This is a genomic window from Caulobacter sp. 17J80-11, assembly GCF_014349105.1.
In the GTDB taxonomy this organism is placed as follows: Bacteria; Pseudomonadota; Alphaproteobacteria; order Caulobacterales; family Caulobacteraceae; genus 17J80-11.
Map to the genome: position 1 here is coordinate 1 of NZ_JACSJI010000002.1, position 20547 is coordinate 20547.

Below are 20547 nucleotides of genomic sequence, written 5' to 3' on the forward strand. Positions count from 1 at the left end.
CTGGTGGTGTTCATGAACAAGGTCGACATGGTCGACGACGCCGAGCTGCTCGACCTGGTCGAGATGGAAGTTCGTGAACTGCTGTCGTCCTACGACTTCCCGGGCGACGACATTCCGATCGTGAAGGGCTCGGCCCTGGCCGCCGTGGAAAACCGCGACGCCGCCATCGGCGAAGAGCGCATCCTGGAGCTGATGTCGGAAGTCGACCGCTACATCCCGCAGCCGGAACGTCCGATGGACCTGCCGTTCCTGATGCCGGTGGAAGACGTGTTCTCGATCTCGGGCCGCGGCACCGTGGTGACCGGCCGTATCGAGCGCGGCATCGTGAAGGTCGGCGAAGAAGTCGAAATCGTCGGCATCCGTCCGGTCCAAAAGACCACCTGCACGGGCGTCGAAATGTTCCGCAAGCTGCTCGACCAGGGCCAAGCCGGCGACAACGTCGGCCTGCTGCTGCGCGGCACCAAGCGTGAAGACGTCGAGCGCGGCCAGGTGCTGTGCAAGCCGGGTTCGATCACCCCGCACACCAAGTTCCTGGCCGAGGCCTACATCCTCACCAAGGAAGAAGGCGGCCGTCACACCCCGTTCTTCACCAACTACCGTCCGCAGTTCTACTTCCGCACGACCGATGTCACCGGCATCATCAAGCTGAAGGAAGGCGTGGAAATGATCATGCCCGGCGACAACGCCGAGCTGAACGTCGAGCTGATCACCCCGATCGCCATGGAAGAGAAGCTGCGCTTCGCCATCCGTGAAGGCGGCCGCACCGTCGGCGCCGGCGTCGTGGCCAAGATCCTCGAGTAGTCGGTCAGCGCTTAACCGCGCAGAACCAATGAAACCCCGCCGGAGCGATCCGGCGGGGTTTTTGTTTAGTTGGTCCTTCCCCGGGAGCCGCGCGCGCCGGCTTTGGCCGCCAGTTGCGCCGGCTTGGTCGCGAAGCTGCTGCGAACGCCGGCCCGACCGAATAGGTTGCGACCTGGTTTACTCGGCAGGGGGGAGGAACAGGTGGGCCTCGACGCCAGCTTTCGCGCCATGCACGCTGGCCCCGGCGTGCTTGTTCTCGCCAACGTCTGGGATGTGGGCAGCGCCCGCCTGGTCGACAGCCTCGGCCCCAGGGCGATCGCCACGACCAGCGCGGGCGTGGCCTGGGCGCACGGCTATCCGGACCGCAATGCCCTGCCGCCGCGCCTGCTGGTCGAGACCGTGGAGCGGATCGCCCGAGCGGTGGCGGTCCCGCTGACCGTCGACGTCGAGGGCGGCTATTCGGACGACCTCGATGCTGTCGAGGCGACGGTGGCCGGCGTCGTGGCGGCCGGAGCGGTCGGGATCAACATCGAAGACGGCGTAGGCGCGCCCGACCTTCTGTGCGCCAAGATCGAGCGGGCCCGGCGCGCGGCCGCGCGACTGGGCGTCGACCTGTTCGTGAACGCACGGACGGACGTCTACCTGCGCCCTGGCGCCGGCGGCGACGAGACGGTCGCAGAAGTGCTCGCGCGAGCTGACCGCTACCGCGCCGCCGGCGCTGACGGCCTGTTCGTGCTGGGGATCACTGCGGCCGACGAGATCCGCGCCGTGGTCGCGGGCGCGGGCCTGCCGGTCAACGTGCTTGCGCGTCCCGGTCTGCCGCCGGCGGCCGAGCTCGCGGCGCTCGGCGTGCGTCGGCTCAGCGCTGGATCGGCCGTGCCCGAGGCCGTCTGGGAACGGGCCCGGACCTTGGCCGCGAACTTCCTGCGCGACGGCCGTTCCGAGCCGCTGTCCGAGGCGCCCGGCGCGTACGCCGCTCTCAACCGGTTGATGGCGCGCGAGGCGGAAGGCGGCCCCTGCGGATCTGCCGCATGACGGCGTCCCTCGGACGCTGACTGAACAGAAGCCCTGCCGGACCAATCCGGCGGGGTTGAAGACGCCGGCGGCCTTAGTCGCCCCCGCCGACGTTGCGCTTAACCAGCGCCTTGGCGGCGTCGAAGACCGCGTCTTCCTTGCGGTCCTTGCTCTTAACGACGGCGACCACGATCGGGCCGCCCTCCGGGCCGCGCGCCTCGTAGCCGACCAGCTTCCAGCCCTGGGCCGAGGCGACCTCGTCGACCAGGATGTAGGTGGCGCGCAGACCGCTGGAGGTGCTGCGCGATCGGATCTCGGCGGACTCGTCGTGGGCGCGGATGTCGACCTGCTCGTCGCCGTCGTCGATCGACACCTTGCCGGAGGCGTCGTCGGCGTTGATGCGCACGCCGCCGATCCGCACCTTGGCGCCGGCGTCGTCGGCGTCGACCTTCAGGCCGGGCAGGCGCACGACGGTCTTTTCGCCTTCGCTGCGGACGGTCAGGCCGGGCAGGCGCACGTCGACATTGTCGCGGCTGGAGCCCGAGACCCGCGCCTCACGGACCTCGGCCCGGCGCGCGTCGGCTTCGGCCCGCGCCGCAGCCGCCATGGCCGCGCGTTCGTCGGCGTGGGCCTGGCGCTCAGCCGCGATCGCCGCCTTTTCGGCCCGCAGCGCCTCGGCTTCGGCCACGTCGGCCGCGCGGCCGTCGGCCTCCGCGCGCGCCTGCGCCTCGGCTTCCGCCTTGGCCGCCTTGGCGACGGTCTGCGGCATCAGCGCCTGCAGTTCCTTTTCGATCGGCTGCAGGGCCGCCTCGGCGTCGCTGCCGGCCGCGACCCGTACCAGGCGCAGGGTCACTTCGGCGCCGCGCGGACCGGAATAGACGCAGGAGAGGCCGTCGGCCGAGGTGCGGGTGCGGGTCAGCGGGCCCTGCTGCTCGGGGCATTCCAGCTGGTTCACGACGCGCAGCGGACCGTGCTCGTCGGTGTCGACGGTCTTGCGGATGCGGATCGACGGTTCGTCGCCGCACGCCGATAGAAACATGGCGGCCAGGCTGGCCGCAGCCACGAGCATCGACTTGCGCATGATCGCTACCCTGTTGTCGCCGTAAGCTTGCCGCCGAACCGTGGCTTTCCCTAGTGAATTCCCGGTAAGGCCTACTGGCCGGGACGGCCCCCTTCGCGCCGGGCGAGGAAGGCCAGCCGCTCGAACAGGTGCACGTCCTGCTCGTTCTTCAGCAGGGCGCCGTGCAGGGGCGGGATCAGCTTCTTGGGGTCGCGCTCGCGCAACACGCTTTCGTCGATGTCCTCGACCAGCAGCAGCTTAAGCCAGTCCAGCAGCTCGGAGGTCGAGGGCTTCTTCTTCAGGCCTGGGGCCTGGCGCAGGTCGTAGAAAACCTTCAGCGCCTCGGCGACCAGCCGCTGCTTCACGCCGGGGAAGTGGACCTCGACGATGGCGCGCATCGTCTCCTCGTCCGGGAAGCGGATGTAGTGGAAGAAGCAGCGCCGCAGGAAGGCGTCCGGCAGCTCCTTCTCGTTGTTGGAGGTGATGACCACGATCGGACGGACGGCGGCCTTCACCGTCTCGTTCGTCTCGTAGACGTAGAACTCCATCCGATCGAGTTCCTGCAGCAGGTCGTTCGGGAACTCGATGTCGGCCTTGTCGATCTCGTCGATCAGCAGGACGGGGCGGCGGGGGCTGTCGAACGCCTCCCAGAGCTTGCCCTTCTTGATGTAGTTGCGGACGTCCTTGACCCGCTCGTCGCCCAGCTGGCTGTCGCGCAGGCGGGTGACCGCATCGTATTCGTAGAGGCCCTGGTGCGCCTTGGTGGTGGACTTCACGTGCCAGGTGATCAGCGGCGCCTCGAGCGCACGGGCCATCTCGTAGGCCAGCACGGTCTTGCCGGTGCCGGGCTCTCCCTTGACCAGCAGCGGCCGTTCCAGCGCCACGGCGGCGTTTACCGCGACCTTGAGGTCGTCGGTGGCGACATAATCTGCGGTGCCTTCGAAACGCGCGGTCATGCGGACGGAACTCTCCAGGTGATCGGCGCAAACTAACGCGCCGGCGCGAGGTCACAACCGGCTTCGCCGTTTCGCAAACAAAAGGCGCGCCCGCTCCGCGGGCGCGCCCCTTTCGGTCCGACGACGCGGCCCGTTCAGGTAATGTGCTTGGGCGAGACCGGGTCGCTGGCCGGGAAGGTCTCCTCCACCGCCTCGTCCATCAGCGCCTCCTGGCGGTCCTCGACCGAGCGGTCCCTGTCGGCCAGCTGGTCGGGCTTTTCATCCGGCGCGAGCGGCGCGGCCCGCCGGGCGTAATCGGCGTTCTCCTCGCCGTCGGCGCAGATCGGGGTCGGGCCGGAGTCGGCGTTGGTGGCGCCCGCGCCGCGCTCAATGAAGCTGCGCGGTTCGCGCCCGGCCCCGGCGACCTCTTCGTAGCCGGCCGCCTCGACCGTGTCGCTGCGCGATACCGGCTCGTCCCAGATGTCCTGCGGGTCGAGGTTCAGGTTGCGCAGGTCGCGCCGCCCTTCGGTCGGACGCTGACGGGGATCCTGGTCGTGGGGGCGGGCCATGGCCTTACTCCTCTTCTTCGTCAGGTTGATCGGGGGCGTAGCCGAGGTCCTCAAGGGCCTCGGTGTCGAGCTCGCCGCGGGATTCGAAATGGGCGGCGCTCGCCTGGGCGCCGTGGCGTCCGTCAACGTCCGGGGTGAATTCCAGCTCGACGTCGTTCGGGTCCGCTTCGTCGACGCCGTCGACGTCGTCGAGGTCGACCACGTCCTCCTCGTCGGTCTCGTCATAGACGTCGTCGTCGACGACCTCGTCTTCTTCCTCGAGGTCTTCGTCGTCTACGGCGTCCTCGGAGAAGTCCGCCTCGTCCAGCTCGTCCACGTCGCGAGCGTCGCCCACCGCCTGGGTGGCGTCGTAGACGTCGGGCATCTCCTCGAACGTCTTGAACTCGGCGCCGCCGACCGCGTTCGGGTCGATCTCGGTGTTGTCCTCGTCGAAGACTTCGGACTGGTCCTGATCGTCGTAATCGTAGGTGTCGGCCATGGGGGCTCCCTCACGTCTTTGGGAAACGTGAAGGAGCGAAGGCTGTTCCGGCTCAGAACGCCGTTCTCAAAGCCCCGGCGAGCTCGGCCATTACCGGCGTCCATTGATTATAGGCCGGCGGATTGAACACGCGGGCCTGCGGATACCAGGGGTAACGGTCGGTGCCGAGCTTGGGCCAGGCGTCGGGCGTGGACACCAGCCAGACCGGCGCGCCGCAGGCGGCGGCGATGTTGGTCGTGGCGTTGGCGGGGCCGATGACGAGGTCGAGCGCGCAGCACAGCGCCGCCACGTCGTCGAGGTCGTCCTTCAGGTTGATCCCCGGCGGGTTCCAGATCTCGAAACCAGCGGCGCGGGCCTGTTCCAGCTCCTCCGCGCAGTCGCCGTACTGCAGGTTCACGAAGCGGACGCCAGGCGTCTCGAGCACCGGGCGCCACTGCTCGAAGGGGGAGAAGTAGCGGCGGCGGGCCGCGGTGAGCTTGAGACTCTTCCACAGCAGGCCCGCCTTGGGGCCGTCGCCGGCCGCGGCCAGCTCGCGCCGCCAGTGTTCGACCCGCCCGGGGTCGGCCTGCAGATAGCGCTCGCGGTTCGGGAAGGCGCCGACCGACCTGCGGAAGCGCCGCAGGGGGGTGGCGAGGGTGGTCCAGGCGTCCACCGGGGCGACGGTCTCCAGGAACCTGGATCCGCGCATCAGGCGATGGTTCACTCGGAAGGTCGAGTAGGTTCCGACTTCGGCGCCCGGGAACGACCGCTGGAACAGCGCGACCAGGCGATGCTCGACCAGCAGCACCAGGCTGCCTTCCGGCCCCAGCGCCTCGATCAGGTCGGGCAGGACGTTGGCGAACATCACTTCGTCGCCAAGGCCCTGCTCGCCGTAAACCAGCAGGCGTTTGCCGGCGAGATCCTGGTCCGGGCTCCAGCGCGGCGCCTCGCACACGAACTGCACGGCGTCGGCGAAATGAGGGTCGAAGCGGGCTTCGTAGGCGTCCCAGCCGGCGGCGAGGTCGCCACTGCTGATCAGGATGGTGGATCGGCCGAACTCGGTCATGGCGCGCTCGGATTCCAGCGCCATGCCGGGCAGGGCGTCGTCCATGTCGGCCAGCGCCCCGGCGACGTCGCCCAGCGCCACCCGGGAGTTGGCGCGATTGTAGCTCGCCTTGGCGAAGGTCGGCTCGAGCCGCAGGGCCTCGTCGTAGAAGGTGACCGCCTCGGCCATGTCGCCGATCTCGTTGAGGACGGTGCCGAGCGTGTTCCAGAGCAGCGCCGCTTCCGGATTGGCGTAGATCGCCGGGCGCAGCACGTCTACGGCGTCGCCGTAGCGCTCCTGGTCGCGCAGCGCGCAGGCCAGGTTGTTGACGCCGTCGGTATCGCCCGGACGGCCGGCGAGAAAGCGCAGGAACAGCTTTTCGGCCACGTCCATCTGGCCGAGCTGGAAGGCGAGGCGGCCTAGGTCGTTGGCCAGTTCGGGCAACTCTGGGAGGAGGGCGACCGCCTTCTCGTAGCACTCGAGCGCGCCCATCAGGTCGCGGCCCTTGTCGCAGGCGATAGCCAGCAGCCACCAGCCGAACCCGTTGCCCGGATCCAGATCGAGCGCCTTTCGGGCGTGCTCGGCCGCGTTCTTCCAGTCGTCCTGCTGAATGGCTGAGAGCGCCTGCCGGAGCCACGGAATGCTGGCCTGCTGCTTCAGGCTTGCGACGGCGCCTTCGAGGCGGTCGAGGGCCTCTGGCGAGGCCGCGTCGCCGACGGCGCCGCCGGCCGGCCGCACGACGGCGGGACGGGCGTCCGGCAGGGCCGAGGCGGCGGCGGGATCGGGCGACGTGCGCCGCTGAAGAACGTGTTCGGCCATGGCGGTCCGCTCGAGACTGGAGCGGGGCGAGGATGGACCTTGATTCCTTAAGGGGGCGCTAACCATTGGTCGCGACGCCGCAAGGTCTCGTTAACTACGCGCGTTTAGCGTCCGTTCAGTCCCGACGCAGTGTAGTCGGGCCTGGGGAGTTCCTTCGTCATGCCTTTGAAGCTGTCCCTGAAACCCGGCGAGCGGTTCGTGCTGAACGGCGCCGTGGTGCAGAACGGCGATCGCCGCGGCACCCTGATTCTTCAGAACAAGGCGTCGGTCCTGCGCGAGAAGGACATCATGCAGGCCGAGGACGCGACGTCGCCGGCGCGCCGCATCTATTTCCCGGTGATGATGATGTACCTCGATGAGGCCGGGGCCGAGCGGTACTACGACGAATTCGCGCGCCGTCTCGGGGAGTTCATGAGCGTCGTCCGCAATCCGGACGTGCTCACCGATTGTGTGAACGCTTCCAAGCAGGTGATGGCGCGCGAATACTACAAGGCGCTGATGACCTGCCGGAAGCTGATCGACTACGAAGACGGGGTGTTGGGCAATGTCGCTTCAAGCGTATCAGCGGGCCGCGCAGAGGGCTGAGAACCCTCGGGAAGCGGAGTACCGGCTGTTCGGTCAGGTGACCCGCGCCCTGATGGAGGCGGCCAAGGCGGACCCGTCCGACTTCAAGACCCGTATCGAGGCGCTGGACTGGAACCGCAGGCTCTGGTCGACCCTGGCTACGGACTGTTCGGACCCGGCCAACGGTCAGCCCGACGCCCTACGCGCGCAGATCATCTCGCTCAGTATCTGGGTGAACAAGCACTCCTCAGCGGTCATGCGCCGCGAGGAGGAGTTCGAGCCGCTGATCGAGATCAACCGGATCGTGATGCAGGGCCTGTCGGGCGGCTCGTCGGTCCAGGCGGCCTGACCGCCAGGACCGACGCCGGCCGACTAGCGATCGAACCATGAAATCGGCCCGCGCCCGCGCGGGCCGATTTGCTTTTTGGCTCAGCGTCTTAGGTGGTTGAGTTCGCGTTAGGCACGATTTCGGGTTTCGCCGCTCGCGCTCCACGCGTAGCGTCCGGTTTCGGACGTTTCCCGGAGGTTGTGGCGTGATCCAGCGACAATCGAGTCAATCGAGGACTCCTGAACCCGTCCATCGTCGCGCTGCCGCCGTCTCCCGCTAACCCGCTCCGCTCTTGCCGGACGTCAGCCCGCGCGTTTCCGCGCGCGCCGGCGCTCGCGCGCGCCCTCCCCACAAAATCACAGGAAGACCCCAGATGACCGGACTGGTTCTGAACGGCACGGCCGGCGCCGACACGCTCACCGGAGGCGCCGAAGATGACGTCTTCACCGGCGGTTTGGGGGCGGACATTCTGAACGGGGGATACGGGTCCGACACCTACATCTACGCGGCCGGCGACGGCGCCGACATAATTCAGGACTTCGGGACAGGCGCGGGTAACACGGACATCCTGAGCCTGACCAACCTGAATCCCGGCGACGTGGCCCTGAGCGCTTCGGGCTACAACCTGCTGGTGACGGTCAAGTCGACCGGCCAGCAGATCACGGTCGCCAACCACTTTTACACCGCTGAGTACGGCATCGAGCTGCTGCAGTTCGCCAACGGCGTCAGCTGGACCAAGGCGCAAATCTACAACCTATACGTGCTCGGGGCGACTTCTGCAGAAGGGGCTCCGATCGTCGGCACGGCGGCGAGCGACGTGCTGACCGGGACCGCTCTCGGCGAGTTCATCCTTGCTGAGGCTGGAAATGACGCCGTTTATGGCGGGCTCGGTGGCGACAGTCTCGTGGGCGACGCGGGTGACGACGCGCTTTATGGCGAGGCCGGAAACGACAAGCTCTACGGCGGTCTAGGGGTGGACACTCTGATCGGCGGCGCTGGCGCGGACACCCTCCAGGGCGACGGCGGGTCGGACGTCTACGTCTACGCTTCGGGAGACGGCGCGGACACGATCAATGAGATCGGCTCAGTTGGCGACGTTGACGTCCTGCGCCTGACCGACCTCAACCCTGGTGACATCTCCCTGAGCGCCTCGGGCAACAATCTGCTGGTCACGGTCAAGGCCACCGGGCAGCAGATCACCATCGCCAATCACTATTACGCCGCCACCCACGGCATCGAGAAGATCGAGTTCGCCAACGGCGTCAGCTGGAGCCGCGCGCAATTCGAGCTGCTCGTTACGGTGGGCGGGACCCAGGTTGCGGGCGCGCCGATCGTCGGCACGTCGGGGGCCGACGCCCTCGTCGGCACCGGGCAGGCGGAGTTCGTGCTGGCCGACGCCGGCAACGACACGGTCGCCGGCGGCGCCGGGGATGACAGCCTGCTGGGCGACGCAGGCGACGACGTGCTCAGCGGCGACGCCGGAAACGACAAGCTCTATGGCGGCGTCGGCGCCGACCTTCTCATCGGCGGACAAGGTGCCGACACGCTGAAGGGGGACGGGGGCGCGGACACCTACCAATACGCTTCGGGAGACGGCAGCGACATCATCGAGGACCTGGGTGCGGCCGGCGAAGTCGATACGCTGAAGCTGACCAACCTGGAACCCGGCGACGTTTCGCTGACCCGATCGGGGAACCACCTGATCGTTACGGTGAAGGCTACGGGCGAGCAGATCACCGTCAACCACCATTATTATTCAGCCGCTTACGGGATCGAGCAGATCCAGTTCGCAAACGGGGTGGCCTGGACCCGGCCGCAGATCGAACTTCTTGTGACGGTCGGCGGCACGCAGGTCGCCGGCGCGCCGATCGTCGGCACGGCAGGCGCCGACACGCTGGTCGGGACCTCGCAGGCGGAGTTCCTGCTGGCGGACGCTGGAAACGACACCGTCGCCGGCGGCGCCGGTGACGACAGCCTGCTGGGCGATGCGGGCGACGACGTGCTTAGCGGGGAAGCCGGCAACGATAAGCTTTACGGCGGGCTTGGCGTTGACATCCTCATCGGCGGGCAGGGCGCGGACACCCTAAAGGGGGACGGCGGCGCGGACACCTACCTGTACGCCTCCGGCGACGGAAACGATGTCATCGACGACGTGGGCGTCGCTGGTGAGATCGACACGCTCAAGCTGACGGATCTCACACCGGGCGACGTGACGCTGGCGCGCTCCGGGAGCCATCTGATCGTGACGGTCAAAGCTACGGGCGAGCAGATCACGGTCAGCAATCACTATTCCGCGGCCGCCAACGGCGTCGACCGCATGGAGTTTGCAAATGGCGTGGTTTGGAGCCGGGCGCAGGTCGAAACCTTGACCGCCGTCGGCGCGACCCTGGCCGAGGGCGCGCCAATGGTCGGAACCGCGGGAGCTGACGCCATCTCGGGCACGGCGCTCTCCGAATTCATCCTCGGTGACGCCGGAAACGATGTCGTGTCCGGGGGCGACGGCAACGACAGCTTGTTCGGGGAGGCGGGCGACGACGTGCTGGTCGGCGAGGCGGGCGCCGATAATCTGTATGGCGGGGCCGGGGCCGACACGCTGACGGGAGGAGCCGGGGCCGATACCGTTCGCGGCGAAGCGGGCTCTGATCTTTATCTTTATGCGTCAGGCGATGGCGCGGACGTCATCGAGGATGTCGGCGCAGCTACGGATGTCGACGTCCTCAGGCTTGCCGACCTAGCGCCTGGCGATGTGACCCTGGTGCGCACGGGTTACAACCTCGTCGTCACCGTCAAGGCGACTGGAGAGCAGATCACGGTCAGCAACCACTATTACGCCTCCACCAACGGCATCGAGCGGATCGAGTTCGCTGGCGGGACGGTATGGACGCGCGCGCAGTTCGAAACGCTGGTCACGCTGGGCGCCACCCTGGTGCAAGGGGCCCCGATCCTCGGCACGACCGGCATAGACGTTCTGACCGGCACGGGGCTTACGGAGTTCATCCTGGGAGACGCCGGCGACGACACGGTCAACGCGGGGAACGGCGACGATCAGCTGTTCGGCGAGGCTGGGAACGACGTCCTGCGCGGGGAAGCTGGAAACGACACGATCTACGGCGGGGCGGGGAACGACAGCCTCACCGGCGGCGCGGGCACGGATATCCTGGTCGGCGAAGGAGGATCCGACACATACTTTTTCGCTTCAGGCACTGGAAGCGACACCGTCACCGAACTGGGCGTGGACGGGACGGACATCCTGAGGCTGACCGATCTCAATCCCGGTGATGTCACCCTGGCTTCGTCTGCGAACGCCCTGGTCGTCACGGTCAAGTCGACCGGCGAAACTATCACGGTGAGCCAACACGGCGCCGGAGGCGGCGCCTACGGCGTGGAGCAGATCCAGTTCGCCGACGGAACCGTGTGGACCAAAGCGCAAATTTACGAACTGAACGTGCTCGGAGCGACCTTCGCGGAAGGCGTCCCGGTGTTAGGGACCGCAGGCGACGATTCCCTGGTCGGAACCGAGGCGGCGGAGTTTCTTCTTGCGGACCTGGGCAACGACACGGTCGTCGCTGGTGGGGGGAACGATACCGTCTTTGGACATGCGGGCGACGACACTGTGTTCGGCGGCGCGGGGGACGACTTCCTCTATGGCGACAGTTCGGTGGAGGGGAGCGGTGCGGACACGCTGATTGGAGGTCTGGGCGCGGACACCCTGAACGGCTCGGGAGGCGGCGACACGTACGTCTATGCGTCGGGCGACGGCAACGACACGATCGTCGACCGCGGCCAGGGCGGAACTGACATCCTGAAGTTGACCGATCTCTATTCGGGCGACGTCACCCTGGCGTCGGGTTCGAACGGGCTGGTGATCACGGTCAAGGCGACGGGGGAAACGATCACGGTGACCGATCATGGCGCCGGCGGCGGAGCCTATGGTCTGGAACAGATTCAGTTCGCCGACGGCGCAGTGTGGACCAAGGCGCAAATCTATTCCCTGAATGTGCTGGGGGCCACCCTGGCGGAGGGCGCTCCCGTGCTTGGGACGGTCGGCGCGGACACGCTCGTCGGCACCGCGCTTTCCGAGTTCCTCCTGGGTGACGCCGGCAACGACGCCCTCATGGGCGGGGCCGGGAACGACAGCCTCTACGGGGAGGCCGGGGGCGACGTGCTGAACGGCGGAACCGGCGACGACGTGATCAGCGGCGGCGCGGGCGACGACCGGTTCGAGTTCGACGTCGGTTTCGGGGCGGACCGGATCACCGATTTCGTCGCGGGCGGCGTGGACGACCAGCTCGACTTCTCCGCCTTCGCGACCTCAGGGGTGACCTGGACGCTGGCTCAGATCGGGGCCAACGCGGTGTTCACATTCTCCAACGGGGACGTGCTGACCCTGTCGGGGGTGAATGCGGCGAGCTTGGTGCAGATTGATCCATGGACCTGGGGCTGAAGCCGGCTTCCACGGAAATGGCGCTGGCGAGCGTCGCGGCGGTTATCCGCCGCGACGCTTCGTCATCTTGGGGCGCGGCGATTTCTGCCGGGCGGCTGAAATTGTTGCCGCCGGGGGCGCATGCAGAACGGCGTTCTGTCGCGAGCCGTTAAAAAACACCATTAAAATCAGCTAACTCGTCTGGCCCGCGTTTTGGCGCGGCTGGCCCGCGGTTTGCCTTGTGCGGTCCCAGAGCAAGAAAGCTCGAGCGGCAAAAGCCGCCTTCTCCCCGACCAGAATGGAAGGACCGACCGATGCTGAGCAATTCGGTTAACACCAACGTGGGCGCGATGATCGCGCTCCAGAACCTGAACACGACGAACGTGGAATTGGCGCAAACCCAAAATCGCATCAACACCGGCAAGAAGGTGTCGAGCGCGAAGGACAACGGGGCTATCTGGGCGATCGCCCAGAAGCAGCGCGCCGACATTGCGTCGCTGGGTGTGGTGAAACAGTCGCTCGATCGGGGCTCCTCCACCGTCGACGTGGCCATCTCCGCCGGCGAGTCCATTTCGGACTTGCTGGTCCAAATGAAGGAGAAGGCCCTGGCCGCGGCGGACGTGACGCTCAACACGAGCGCGCGTGCGGCCCTGAACGAAGACTTCAAGTCGCTGCGCGACCAGATCGCCAAGACCGTCTCCAACGCCGAGTTCAACGGCAGCAATCTGCTGAAGACCGGCGCGGCCGCGGTTCAGGCCCTGGCCAACGCGGACGCCTCGTCCGTCCTGACTGTCCAGCCCGAGATGATGGGGCTGGGCGGGACGATCGTGTCGATCGGCGCGACTGCGTCGTTCGCTACGGCGGCCCAGGCGAACACCATGATCACCACGGTCAACAACTCGATCGACGCCGTCAGCGCCGCCTTGGCGCGCTTGGGCACCAAGTCCAAGTCGCTGGAGCTGCACTCGACGTTCGTGACCAAGTTGTCGGACGCCCTGACGTCCGGCGTCGGCAGCCTCGTCGACGCCGACCTGGCGAAGGAAAGCGCCAAGCTCCAGTCGCTGCAGACCAAGCAGCAGCTGGGCGTGCAGGCCCTGTCCATCGCCAACCAGGGGCCGCAGATCCTCATGTCGCTGTTCAAAGGCTGACTTGCGGGCCGGGCGGAGTTCGCTCCGTCCGGCCGCTTCTCTCCTCCGTCCCGGAGGCAGAATTCGCCGGCCGGGGCCGGCAAAATCTTCCGCCGCCGCCGACGCTCGGCAAAATCTGCCTACCCGCCGAGCGTGGTGAACAAAAAGTACCGTAGAAATTTCAAGGCGCTCAGCCGCCGCCCCGCCGGCCCCGTCCTGGCCCCGGCCTTGCAGCTGGTCTTCCCGAGCAAAATGCTCCCGGCAGTCAAAATGACGCCGGACATCCGGAAGAAGGACTACGTGCCATGGCGCTGAACAGCGTTAACACGAACGTCGGGGCGATGATCGCCCTGCAAAACCTCAACTCGACCAACAGCGAACTGGCGACCGTTCAGGCCCGCATCAACACGGGCAAGAAGGTCGGCAGCGCCAAGGACAACGGCGCCGTCTGGGCCATCGCTCAGTCGCAGCGTTCGGAATCCACCGCCCTCAACTCCGTGAAGGAATCGCTGCAGCGCGGTCAATCGACCGTGGACGTCGCGATGGCCGCCGGCGAAACCGTTTCCGATCTGCTGGTTCAGATGAAGGAGAAGGCCCTGGCCGCCTCCGACACCACCCTGAACACCACCTCGCGCAACGCTCTGGCCGAAGACTTCAAGGCCCTGCGCGACCAGATCGGCAAGACCGTGGCGAACGCCGAGTTCAACGGCGCCAACATGCTGAAGACCTCCGGCACGACCGTGCAGGCCCTGGCTAACGCCAAGGGCACCTCGTCCATCACCGTCCAGGCCCAGAACATGGGTCTCGGCGGCACCGTCCTGACCGCCTCGCTGTCGTCGACCGTCACCTTCACGACCGCGACCCAGGCCAAGGGCATCGTGTCGCTGATGAACACGGCGCTCGACAAGGTCTCGACCGCGCTGACCAAGCTCGGCACCGGTTCGAAGGCCCTGGGCACCCACCTGGACTTCACGACCAAGCTCCAGGACAGCCTCGACGCCGGCGTGGGCAACCTCGTCGACGCGGACCTCGCGAAGGAAAGCGCCCGCCTGCAGGCTCTGCAAACCAAGCAGCAGCTCGGCATCCAGGCTCTGTCGATCGCGAACTCCTCGTCGTCGACCCTGCTCAGCCTGTTCCGTTAATCGGAAGGGGAGGCGGGCCTTCGGGCCCGCCTCCGACCGGGCCGGCGTCAGCCGGTCGGTGAACAGAGGGCGCCGTTCGGAAGCGGCCGGCGCACACGGAGATGGCCACGAATGTCGGAAAGGTCGCGCCCGTAAACGAAACCATCGGTCTCCAGTCCTGGGCCGCGCCGCAAGAGGTGCAGCCGCAACGGGCTCCGGAGGCCGCGATCAGTCTGGGTTCGTCCGACTATCGCCTGGTGATCGAGCAGGATCCCGAGTCCGGAACCTTCATCTACCGGACCGTCGATCGCCGCACTGGCGAAGTCGTTCAACAGCTTCCGCGGGAAGAGCTGCTCAAGTGGCGCCGAGATCCCGCTTACGTCGCTGGAAGCCTGATCGCCGCGAAGGCGTGACCTAGAGACCGGGCCCGGCCGGTCGCGAGTGCCCCGGGAGATTGAAGTTCGTCGCCGCGCAGGGCTCAGGCCCGGCGCGGACGAACTTGTTTATGCGCGTTAACCATGCGCGAAGAAAGAATCGCCTAGCCTCCGATTCGTATCGTGCGGAGGAGAAGGCTCATGACGATCAGCGTCCATACGAACAACTCGGCTCTGGTCGCCCTGCAGAACCTGAACAAGACCAACGACAAGCTGGCGGACGTGCAGAGCCGCATCAACACCGGCTTGAAGGTCAGCGGTCCCAAGGACAACGCTTCGGTCTGGGCCGTCGCCCAGGGCCAGCGCGCCGACGTGGGCGCGCTCTCGGCGGTGAAGATGAGCCTGGACCGGGCCACGTCGATGGCCGACGTGGCGATGGCGGCCGGGGAGTCGATCTCCGACCTGCTGAATCAGGTGAAGGAGAAGGTCGTCGCCGGGATGGACCCGTCGATCGACACCGCCTCGCGCAACGCGCTAAACTCCGACTACAAGGCGCTGCTGCGCCAGATCAGTCAGGTCGTGGCGACGGCCGAGTTCGACGGGGCCAACATCCTCGACGGCTCGCTCGCGGCCAACATCACCTTCCTCGCCAACGCCGACGCCACCGCGTTCGTGACCCTGGGCGTGAAGAATTTCTCGCTCGGCGGCGCTTTCATCTCCATGGGCGCGGCGTCGAGCATCGCGACGAAGACCATGGCCACCAACGTGCTGGGCCAGCTTAACAACTCGATCGCGGCGGTGAACGCCGCGCTCGGCGACCTGGGCGCCCAGGCGCGCCAGATCGAGGCGCACAACACCTTCGTGTCGAAGCTGACCGACGTGCTGGAGAGCGGCATCGGCAATCTGGTGGACGCCGACCTGGCCCGCGAAAGCGCGCGCCTTCAGGCCCTGCAGGTCCAGCAGCAGCTGGGCGCGCAGGCGCTGTCGATCGCCAACCAAGCGCCGCAGGTCATCCTGTCGCTGTTCAAGGGCTGATCCCTCAGGAGCCGACCGCCTTGCGCGGCGGCTCCTCGATCGCCGCGGGCGGGGCGGGGCGCCGGCCGAAGGCGTCGGCGAGCATGCCCTGCAGCCCCCGCGCGTCCATCCGGCGTCCCGCGCCGCCGAACAGGCGGATCAACGGCGCCGGGGCGCGCGGCGGCCCGCGCCGGAACGTGCGTTTCGCGGCGCGGAGCCAGTTCGCCCAAAGGAATCGCAGCCGGTTCATATGCTGCGCCGTCGACCTCGTCCCACGGACGCGGAAACGAAAATCGCCCATCCGCGTTCCGCGCCGATCGGGGTGCGGTTTCCGGGGCGGCCCGACTGAGCCATAATTGTCGCATGATCCAGCTTCGCGACCTCACCGAAGACGACAGCGAACGCCTGTTCCTCTGGCGGCGAGAGCCCGAGGTCGACCGCTGGATGTGCGGGCGCGCCGCCCAGACCCTCGACGAGCATGAGCGCTGGTTCGACCGCTTCCGCGAGGATTCGGGCTCGCGCGGGTGGATCATCGTCCACGGCGAGCGGCCGGTCGGCTTCCTGACCCTGCGGGGGCTGGACGGCTGTGATCGGCGCGCCGAGTGGGGCTGGTACATCGGCGACGCCGACGCGCGCGGCCGGGGGGTCGGACGGGCGGCGCAGGCGCTGGGCCTGGACCGGGCCTTCGACGATCTGGGCCTGAACAAGGTCTGGGCCGAGGTGCTGGCCGACAACGAGACCGCCCTCAAGGCCCAGGCCGCCGCCGGCTTCCGGCGCGAGGGCTATCTGCGCAGCCATACGCTGAAGGGCGACCGGTTCCGTGACGTGGTGCTGCTGGCCATGCTGGCGGACGAATGGCGGGCGCGCCGTCCGGCCTATGTGCGCGGCCTGACCGCCTCGCGCCTGATCGCGGCCTGAGAGAACGTCGCTTCTTAACGGATCTTAAGTTTTCCGCCCCGATAGTCGGGAGCGGAGGATTCGGTCCCGATGATCGACAACAGCTATCTGTTGGGTCTGTTCGGCGGCGCGTCGACGTTCGCGTCTACGTCGTCGGGCGCGGCCACGGTCAAGAAGAAGACCGATCCGACTCCGCCCTGGGATCCCAAGGCGCAGGTTCCGGCGCTGGACGACCGTCTGCGCGCCGCCCTGGCCGGGCGCAAGCTGGTCGACGTCAACGCCGCCAAGCTTGATGTGGCGGGCGCCAGCGACGACTACCGCAAGCTGTTCGCCCTCTACCAGGGCCTCGACACCCTGCGCAGTCTGGCCGGGCGGATGGACTCGAAGGGCGTGTCCGCTACCGAGAAGGCGCTGATCGCGCGCCGCTTCGAGGCCGGCCTGAAGGAGTTGAACGGCTTCGTCGACGGGCTGGATCTCGACAAGCTGAAGTTCGTCAACGGCGTCGCGGCGGAAAAACTGAAGAGCGGCGGCGTGCCCCGCAATCAGACCGACTACGTCGGCGGGGTGATCGCTCAGGGCGACCCCGACGCCGTCGTCCCCGCCTTCGAGGGCGACGTCCGGTTCAGCATGAACGCCAAGCGGGTCGGCAGCGCCGACGTCCGTGTCGACATCGATCTGTCGGACATGGGCTCCACGCCGCGCACCATGGCCGCGGTCATCGACTACGTGAACGGCAAGCTCAAGGGCGCCGGGCTCGAGACCCGTCTGCAACGCGAGCGCATTCCTGGCGAGGCCAAGACTGTAACCGTCGGCGGCAAGGCGGTCACCCTGCCGGCCGGGCCGGACCAGTACGCCTTGAAGATCAAGGGCAGCTCCGTCGAGACCGTCTCGTTCTCGGCGCCCGACACCGCCGATGCGGTCTATCTCGCGCAGAAGTACGGCAAGACCGACGCCACCCAGCAACTGCTGAAATTCCAGACCGACCAGGTCGCGTCGGGGACGCCGGCGGCCTCGACCCAGGTCGACGGCCGCGCCTTCCAGACGACCCTCGGCAAGGAAGTGGGCGCGGTGCGCGCCACCGCCGCGGCGGCCGACGGCTCGGTCTACGTGCTGGCCGACGTGACAGACACGACCGACGGGCAGGCGATCAAGGGCGCGCAGGACGTGGCCCTGATGAAGTACGACTCGGCCGGCAAGCTGGTGTGGACCCGCACGCTGGGCGCCGCGGAGACCGCCAGCGGTTTCGCCCTGGCCGTCTCGGACGACGGCAAGGTGGCGGTGGCGGGGTCGGTGACCGGCGAGCTCGATCGCGGCGACGACGGCCTGGACGCCAAGACCTCCGACAGCTTCGTCAGCGTCTACGACGCCGAGGGCGACGAGATGTGGACCCAGCGCCGGGGCGCGCGCGAAGCGGACGAAGCCGCCGCCGTCACCTTCGGCGCCGACGGTTCGGTCTATGTCGCCGGCCGCGCGCGTTCGGCCATGCCCGGCGCGGCCGGGCTGGGCGGCTACGACGGTTACCTGCAGGGCTTCAGCGCCAAGGGGACGCTGAGCTTCTCGACCCAGTTCGGCGGCGTGGGCAACGACAAGGCCGCCGCGATCACCATGGACGGCGGCTCGATCCTGGTCGGCGGCACGGACGAGGGCCACGCGGTCGTGCGCCGGTTCGACCTGCAGCCGACCGGCGCGCCGACCCTGGCGGCCACCCGCGACCTCGGCGATCTGATGGGCGGCGCGATCACCGGCATCGCGGTCGACAACGGTCGGCTGATCGTGGCCGGCTCGACCGGGAACGGCGCGCTCTCCGCGGGCACGATCACTAAGACCCACGCCGGCGGCACGGACGCCTTCGTCGCCGCGCTCGATCCCGGCCTGACGGCAGGCGCCGCAGACCGCTTGACCTATTTCGGCGGCACGGGGACCGACAGCGCGGCGTCCATGGCGGTGTCCGGCGGAAAGGTGTGGCTGACCGGGGCGTCCAGCGGCGCCCTGCCGGGACTCGACGCGCTCGGGAGCAAGGACGGCTACCTGGTGCGGCTGGATCCGACCACCGGCGCGATCGAGTGGTCGCAGCGCTTCACCGGCAAGGAAGGCGAAGCCGCCCCCAGCTCAATCGCGATCGGAAAGGGGGCGGCCAGCGTGCTCGACCGCCTGGGCCTCCCGACCGGGACCATCGACCAGTCCGACTCCAAGAAGGTGGTCTCGCAGACCTCGCTGCGCGCCGGCGACCAGTTCTTCATCAAGACCGGGACGGCCGGTCACGGCGTCGCGGTGAAGATCGCGGCCAATGACACCCTCGCCGACGTGGCGAAGAAGATCGAGCGCGCCTCCGGCTTCCGCGCCAAGGTCACGGTGGTGAAGGACGGCGATGTCGACCGCCTGGAGATCAAGCCGCGTGACGCGCGCTCGGAGATCCAGGTGCTGGCCGGCGACGGCGGGGTCGACGCTCTGACGGCCCTGGGCCTGTCCGAGGGCCTGGTGCGCAAGACCGGGGACAAGGAGGCCCAGGAACCGGTCTACGGCCTGGAGCTCGCGCGCGACCTGGCGATCGACACGCCGGCCGGCCTCAAGGAAGCGATCAGCAAGCTCGACACCGTGCTGTCGACCGTACGGCGCGCCTACCGGGCGCTCGTCGCCGACGGCAAGCCGGAAGTGAAGCCGATCACCGGGACGGCCCCGGCCTACCTCCAGAACCAGCTCGCCAACTATCAGGCGGCGCTGTCGCGTCTCGGCGGCGGTTGACGGCGGCCCCGGCGCGGGCCTTATTCCCCACGGGCGGGTGAAGCTTAGGCGAGGCCGATGCAGTTTCCTAAAGACCAGCGGGTCGTCCTGGCGCTCGGCGCCGGCGCGGCGGTGCTCGCGGGCGTCGTGATCGCGGCCGTCGCCATGGGCGGCAAGGGCAAGGCGCCGGCCGAGGCGCCGCCCGCCTCCAAGGGCGGCCTGCAGGTCTCTGTCGACGAGGCGCCGACCCTGGACGTCACCCGCAATCTGCGGTGCTACGTCGGCGGCCAGTTCGTCGGTGAGGCGACCCTGGCCGAGTGCGCCCGCCGCAACGGCGTGTCGGCCCAGGCGCTGGACGTGGGTCTGGACGAGTCCGGCGCGCTGGTCGCGGCCGAAACCGCCTCGCTCGCGCCGCCGCCGCCCGCGCCGATCGCCGCTCCCGCGCCGACCACGCCGGTCGAAGCGCCCGCGGCCGAGCCGGCCCCCGCGCCGCAGGTCGCCGTCGCCACCGGCCCGACCGGCGCGTGCCTTCGTTTCGTGGGCGGGGAATGGCGCCAGCTTTCCGACGGCGTGTCGCTGAACACCTGCGTGCAGATGCTGTTCGCCGGCCAGTGCGAGCGCCCGGGCGGCGCCTCGTACGGCCGCTGGGGCGACACCACCCTGCGCCTGGTGCCCAAGCGGGTCGAGCAGTCGGACGACAACCGCCGCTTCCGCACGCTGGTCGAGCAGGGCCCGAACTGCTCCATTCCGCAAACCCGATAGGCGAGGGCGGCATGAAGCGCGCTGCGATCATTCTGGCCCTGACGGCCGCCCTGGCGGCCTGCGCGAAGCGCACCGAGGCGCCGACCGACCGGGGCGTGTGCTGGGTCGTCACCCAGCCCGACAAGGCTAAGCCGGTGAAGTTCAGCGTGCTGGCCCGCGACCAGGAGCAGTTGGAGTTCTGCGCCGCCCGCCTCGAGGAGATGCGCATCCGCTTCCTGCGCATGGGCGGCGGGCGCAAGAAGGTGGTCGGCGCCTATCAGGGCAAGTTCCTGTGGGTCGACTCCGGCGGCGTGTCGTTGTCCGACTATCTGGAGGGACCGCGGTTCGTGGCCCTGCGCCGCTCGCGCGACGGCCGCCTCGCCATCCCCGGCGCCTTCCCGATGGACCCCAAGGACAAGCGCAACGCGCCGGCCGAAGCCACGCCGCCCGCGACCGCGCCGGCGGCTTCGGCGCCCGCCACCGCGCCGCAGGGCTGACGCCGCCCCCGGCGCTCAGGCCGGTGGGAATCTGAGCGTG

General features: G+C 68.3%; 19 protein-coding genes. 13 read left to right on the forward strand and 6 right to left on the reverse strand.

From position 1 onward, the window contains the following. Both H8B08_RS02375 and H8B08_RS02380 read left to right on the forward strand, forming a co-directional pair. Positions 1-801 (forward strand): elongation factor Tu (locus H8B08_RS02375; RefSeq protein ID WP_187448638.1); only part of this gene is annotated, 801 nt, incomplete at its 5' end. A gap of 201 nt (positions 802-1002) precedes the next feature. Further along, on the forward strand, positions 1003-1836 hold the full coding sequence (locus H8B08_RS02380) for an isocitrate lyase/phosphoenolpyruvate mutase family protein (protein WP_222934277.1): 834 nt from the start codon (positions 1003-1005) through the stop codon (positions 1834-1836). A 73-nt stretch (positions 1837-1909) separates the two neighbouring features. Here H8B08_RS02380 and H8B08_RS02385 read toward each other — a convergent pair whose 3' ends face one another. The 5 genes from H8B08_RS02385 to H8B08_RS02405 form a co-directional block, all read right to left on the reverse strand. Beyond that, the gene (locus tag H8B08_RS02385; protein WP_187448639.1) at positions 1910-2896 is read right to left on the reverse strand and encodes a methyltransferase type 11; all 987 of its coding nucleotides are present in this window, start codon (positions 2894-2896) and stop codon (positions 1910-1912) included. A 71-nt stretch (positions 2897-2967) separates the two neighbouring features. Next, positions 2968-3831 carry a MoxR family ATPase gene (locus H8B08_RS02390; RefSeq protein ID WP_187448640.1) on the reverse strand — a complete coding sequence of 288 codons (864 nt, stop codon included), beginning with the start codon at positions 3829-3831 and terminating at the stop codon, positions 2968-2970. Between the two features lie 134 nt (positions 3832-3965). Then, a complete protein-coding gene (locus H8B08_RS18875) occupies positions 3966-4379 on the reverse strand; it encodes a hypothetical protein (protein WP_222934304.1) in 414 nt (137 codons plus the stop codon). A gap of 4 nt (positions 4380-4383) precedes the next feature. After that, positions 4384-4857, reverse strand: coding sequence for a hypothetical protein (locus tag H8B08_RS02400; protein WP_187448641.1), 474 nt, complete (start codon positions 4855-4857; stop codon positions 4384-4386). 52 nt (positions 4858-4909) lie between these two features. Next, the gene (locus H8B08_RS02405) at positions 4910-6700 is read right to left on the reverse strand and encodes a tetratricopeptide repeat protein (RefSeq protein WP_187448642.1); all 1791 of its coding nucleotides are present in this window, start codon (positions 6698-6700) and stop codon (positions 4910-4912) included. Positions 6701-6859: 159 nt separating this feature from the next. Here H8B08_RS02405 and flbT point away from each other — a divergent pair, with 159 nt between their 5' ends. The 7 genes from flbT to H8B08_RS02440 all read left to right on the forward strand — a co-directional run bounded on the left by flbT (position 6860) and on the right by H8B08_RS02440 (position 15672). Continuing rightward, positions 6860-7285, forward strand: a complete 426-nt coding sequence (flbT, locus tag H8B08_RS02410; protein WP_187448643.1) for a flagellar biosynthesis repressor FlbT — start codon at positions 6860-6862, stop codon at positions 7283-7285. After that, positions 7245-7613, forward strand: coding sequence for a flagellar biosynthesis regulator FlaF (gene flaF, locus H8B08_RS02415; RefSeq protein ID WP_187448644.1), 369 nt, complete (start codon positions 7245-7247; stop codon positions 7611-7613). The genes flbT and flaF overlap by 41 nt, the downstream gene beginning before the upstream one ends. A gap of 352 nt (positions 7614-7965) precedes the next feature. Continuing rightward, the gene (locus tag H8B08_RS19435) at positions 7966-12036 is read left to right on the forward strand and encodes an S-layer family protein (RefSeq protein ID WP_187448645.1); all 4071 of its coding nucleotides are present in this window, start codon (positions 7966-7968) and stop codon (positions 12034-12036) included. 293 nt (positions 12037-12329) lie between these two features. Further along, on the forward strand, positions 12330-13163 hold the full coding sequence (locus tag H8B08_RS02425) for a flagellin (protein ID WP_187448646.1): 834 nt from the start codon (positions 12330-12332) through the stop codon (positions 13161-13163). A 284-nt stretch (positions 13164-13447) separates the two neighbouring features. Next, positions 13448-14284 carry a flagellin gene (locus tag H8B08_RS02430; RefSeq protein WP_187448647.1) on the forward strand — a complete coding sequence of 279 codons (837 nt, stop codon included), beginning with the start codon at positions 13448-13450 and terminating at the stop codon, positions 14282-14284. Between the two features lie 101 nt (positions 14285-14385). Continuing rightward, positions 14386-14676 carry a flagellar protein FlaG gene (locus H8B08_RS19015; protein WP_255500633.1) on the forward strand — a complete coding sequence of 97 codons (291 nt, stop codon included), beginning with the start codon at positions 14386-14388 and terminating at the stop codon, positions 14674-14676. Between the two features lie 162 nt (positions 14677-14838). Continuing rightward, the gene (locus H8B08_RS02440; protein WP_187448648.1) at positions 14839-15672 is read left to right on the forward strand and encodes a flagellin; all 834 of its coding nucleotides are present in this window, start codon (positions 14839-14841) and stop codon (positions 15670-15672) included. 4 nt (positions 15673-15676) lie between these two features. On the opposite strand, the gene H8B08_RS02445 is transcribed toward H8B08_RS02440, so the two are convergent. Beyond that, complete coding sequence (locus H8B08_RS02445) at positions 15677-15901, reverse strand: hypothetical protein (RefSeq protein WP_187448649.1); 225 nt, start codon at positions 15899-15901, stop codon at positions 15677-15679. 113 nt (positions 15902-16014) lie between these two features. Between H8B08_RS02445 and pseH the strand changes: the two genes are divergently transcribed. From pseH to H8B08_RS02465, 4 genes are all read left to right on the forward strand, one after another. Further along, entirely contained in the window at positions 16015-16569 is a 555-nt protein-coding gene (pseH, locus tag H8B08_RS02450; RefSeq protein ID WP_187448650.1) for a UDP-4-amino-4,6-dideoxy-N-acetyl-beta-L-altrosamine N-acetyltransferase, read from the forward strand. A 69-nt stretch (positions 16570-16638) separates the two neighbouring features. Further along, the gene (locus tag H8B08_RS02455; RefSeq protein WP_187448651.1) at positions 16639-19290 is read left to right on the forward strand and encodes a transcriptional regulator; all 2652 of its coding nucleotides are present in this window, start codon (positions 16639-16641) and stop codon (positions 19288-19290) included. Positions 19291-19347: 57 nt separating this feature from the next. Beyond that, positions 19348-20031 (forward strand): hypothetical protein, encoded by a 684-nt coding sequence (locus tag H8B08_RS02460; protein ID WP_187448652.1) that lies wholly within the window; start codon positions 19348-19350, stop codon positions 20029-20031. A gap of 11 nt (positions 20032-20042) precedes the next feature. Next, on the forward strand, positions 20043-20507 hold the full coding sequence (locus H8B08_RS02465; RefSeq protein WP_187448653.1) for a hypothetical protein: 465 nt from the start codon (positions 20043-20045) through the stop codon (positions 20505-20507). The last annotated feature ends 40 nt before the right edge of the window (positions 20508-20547 follow it).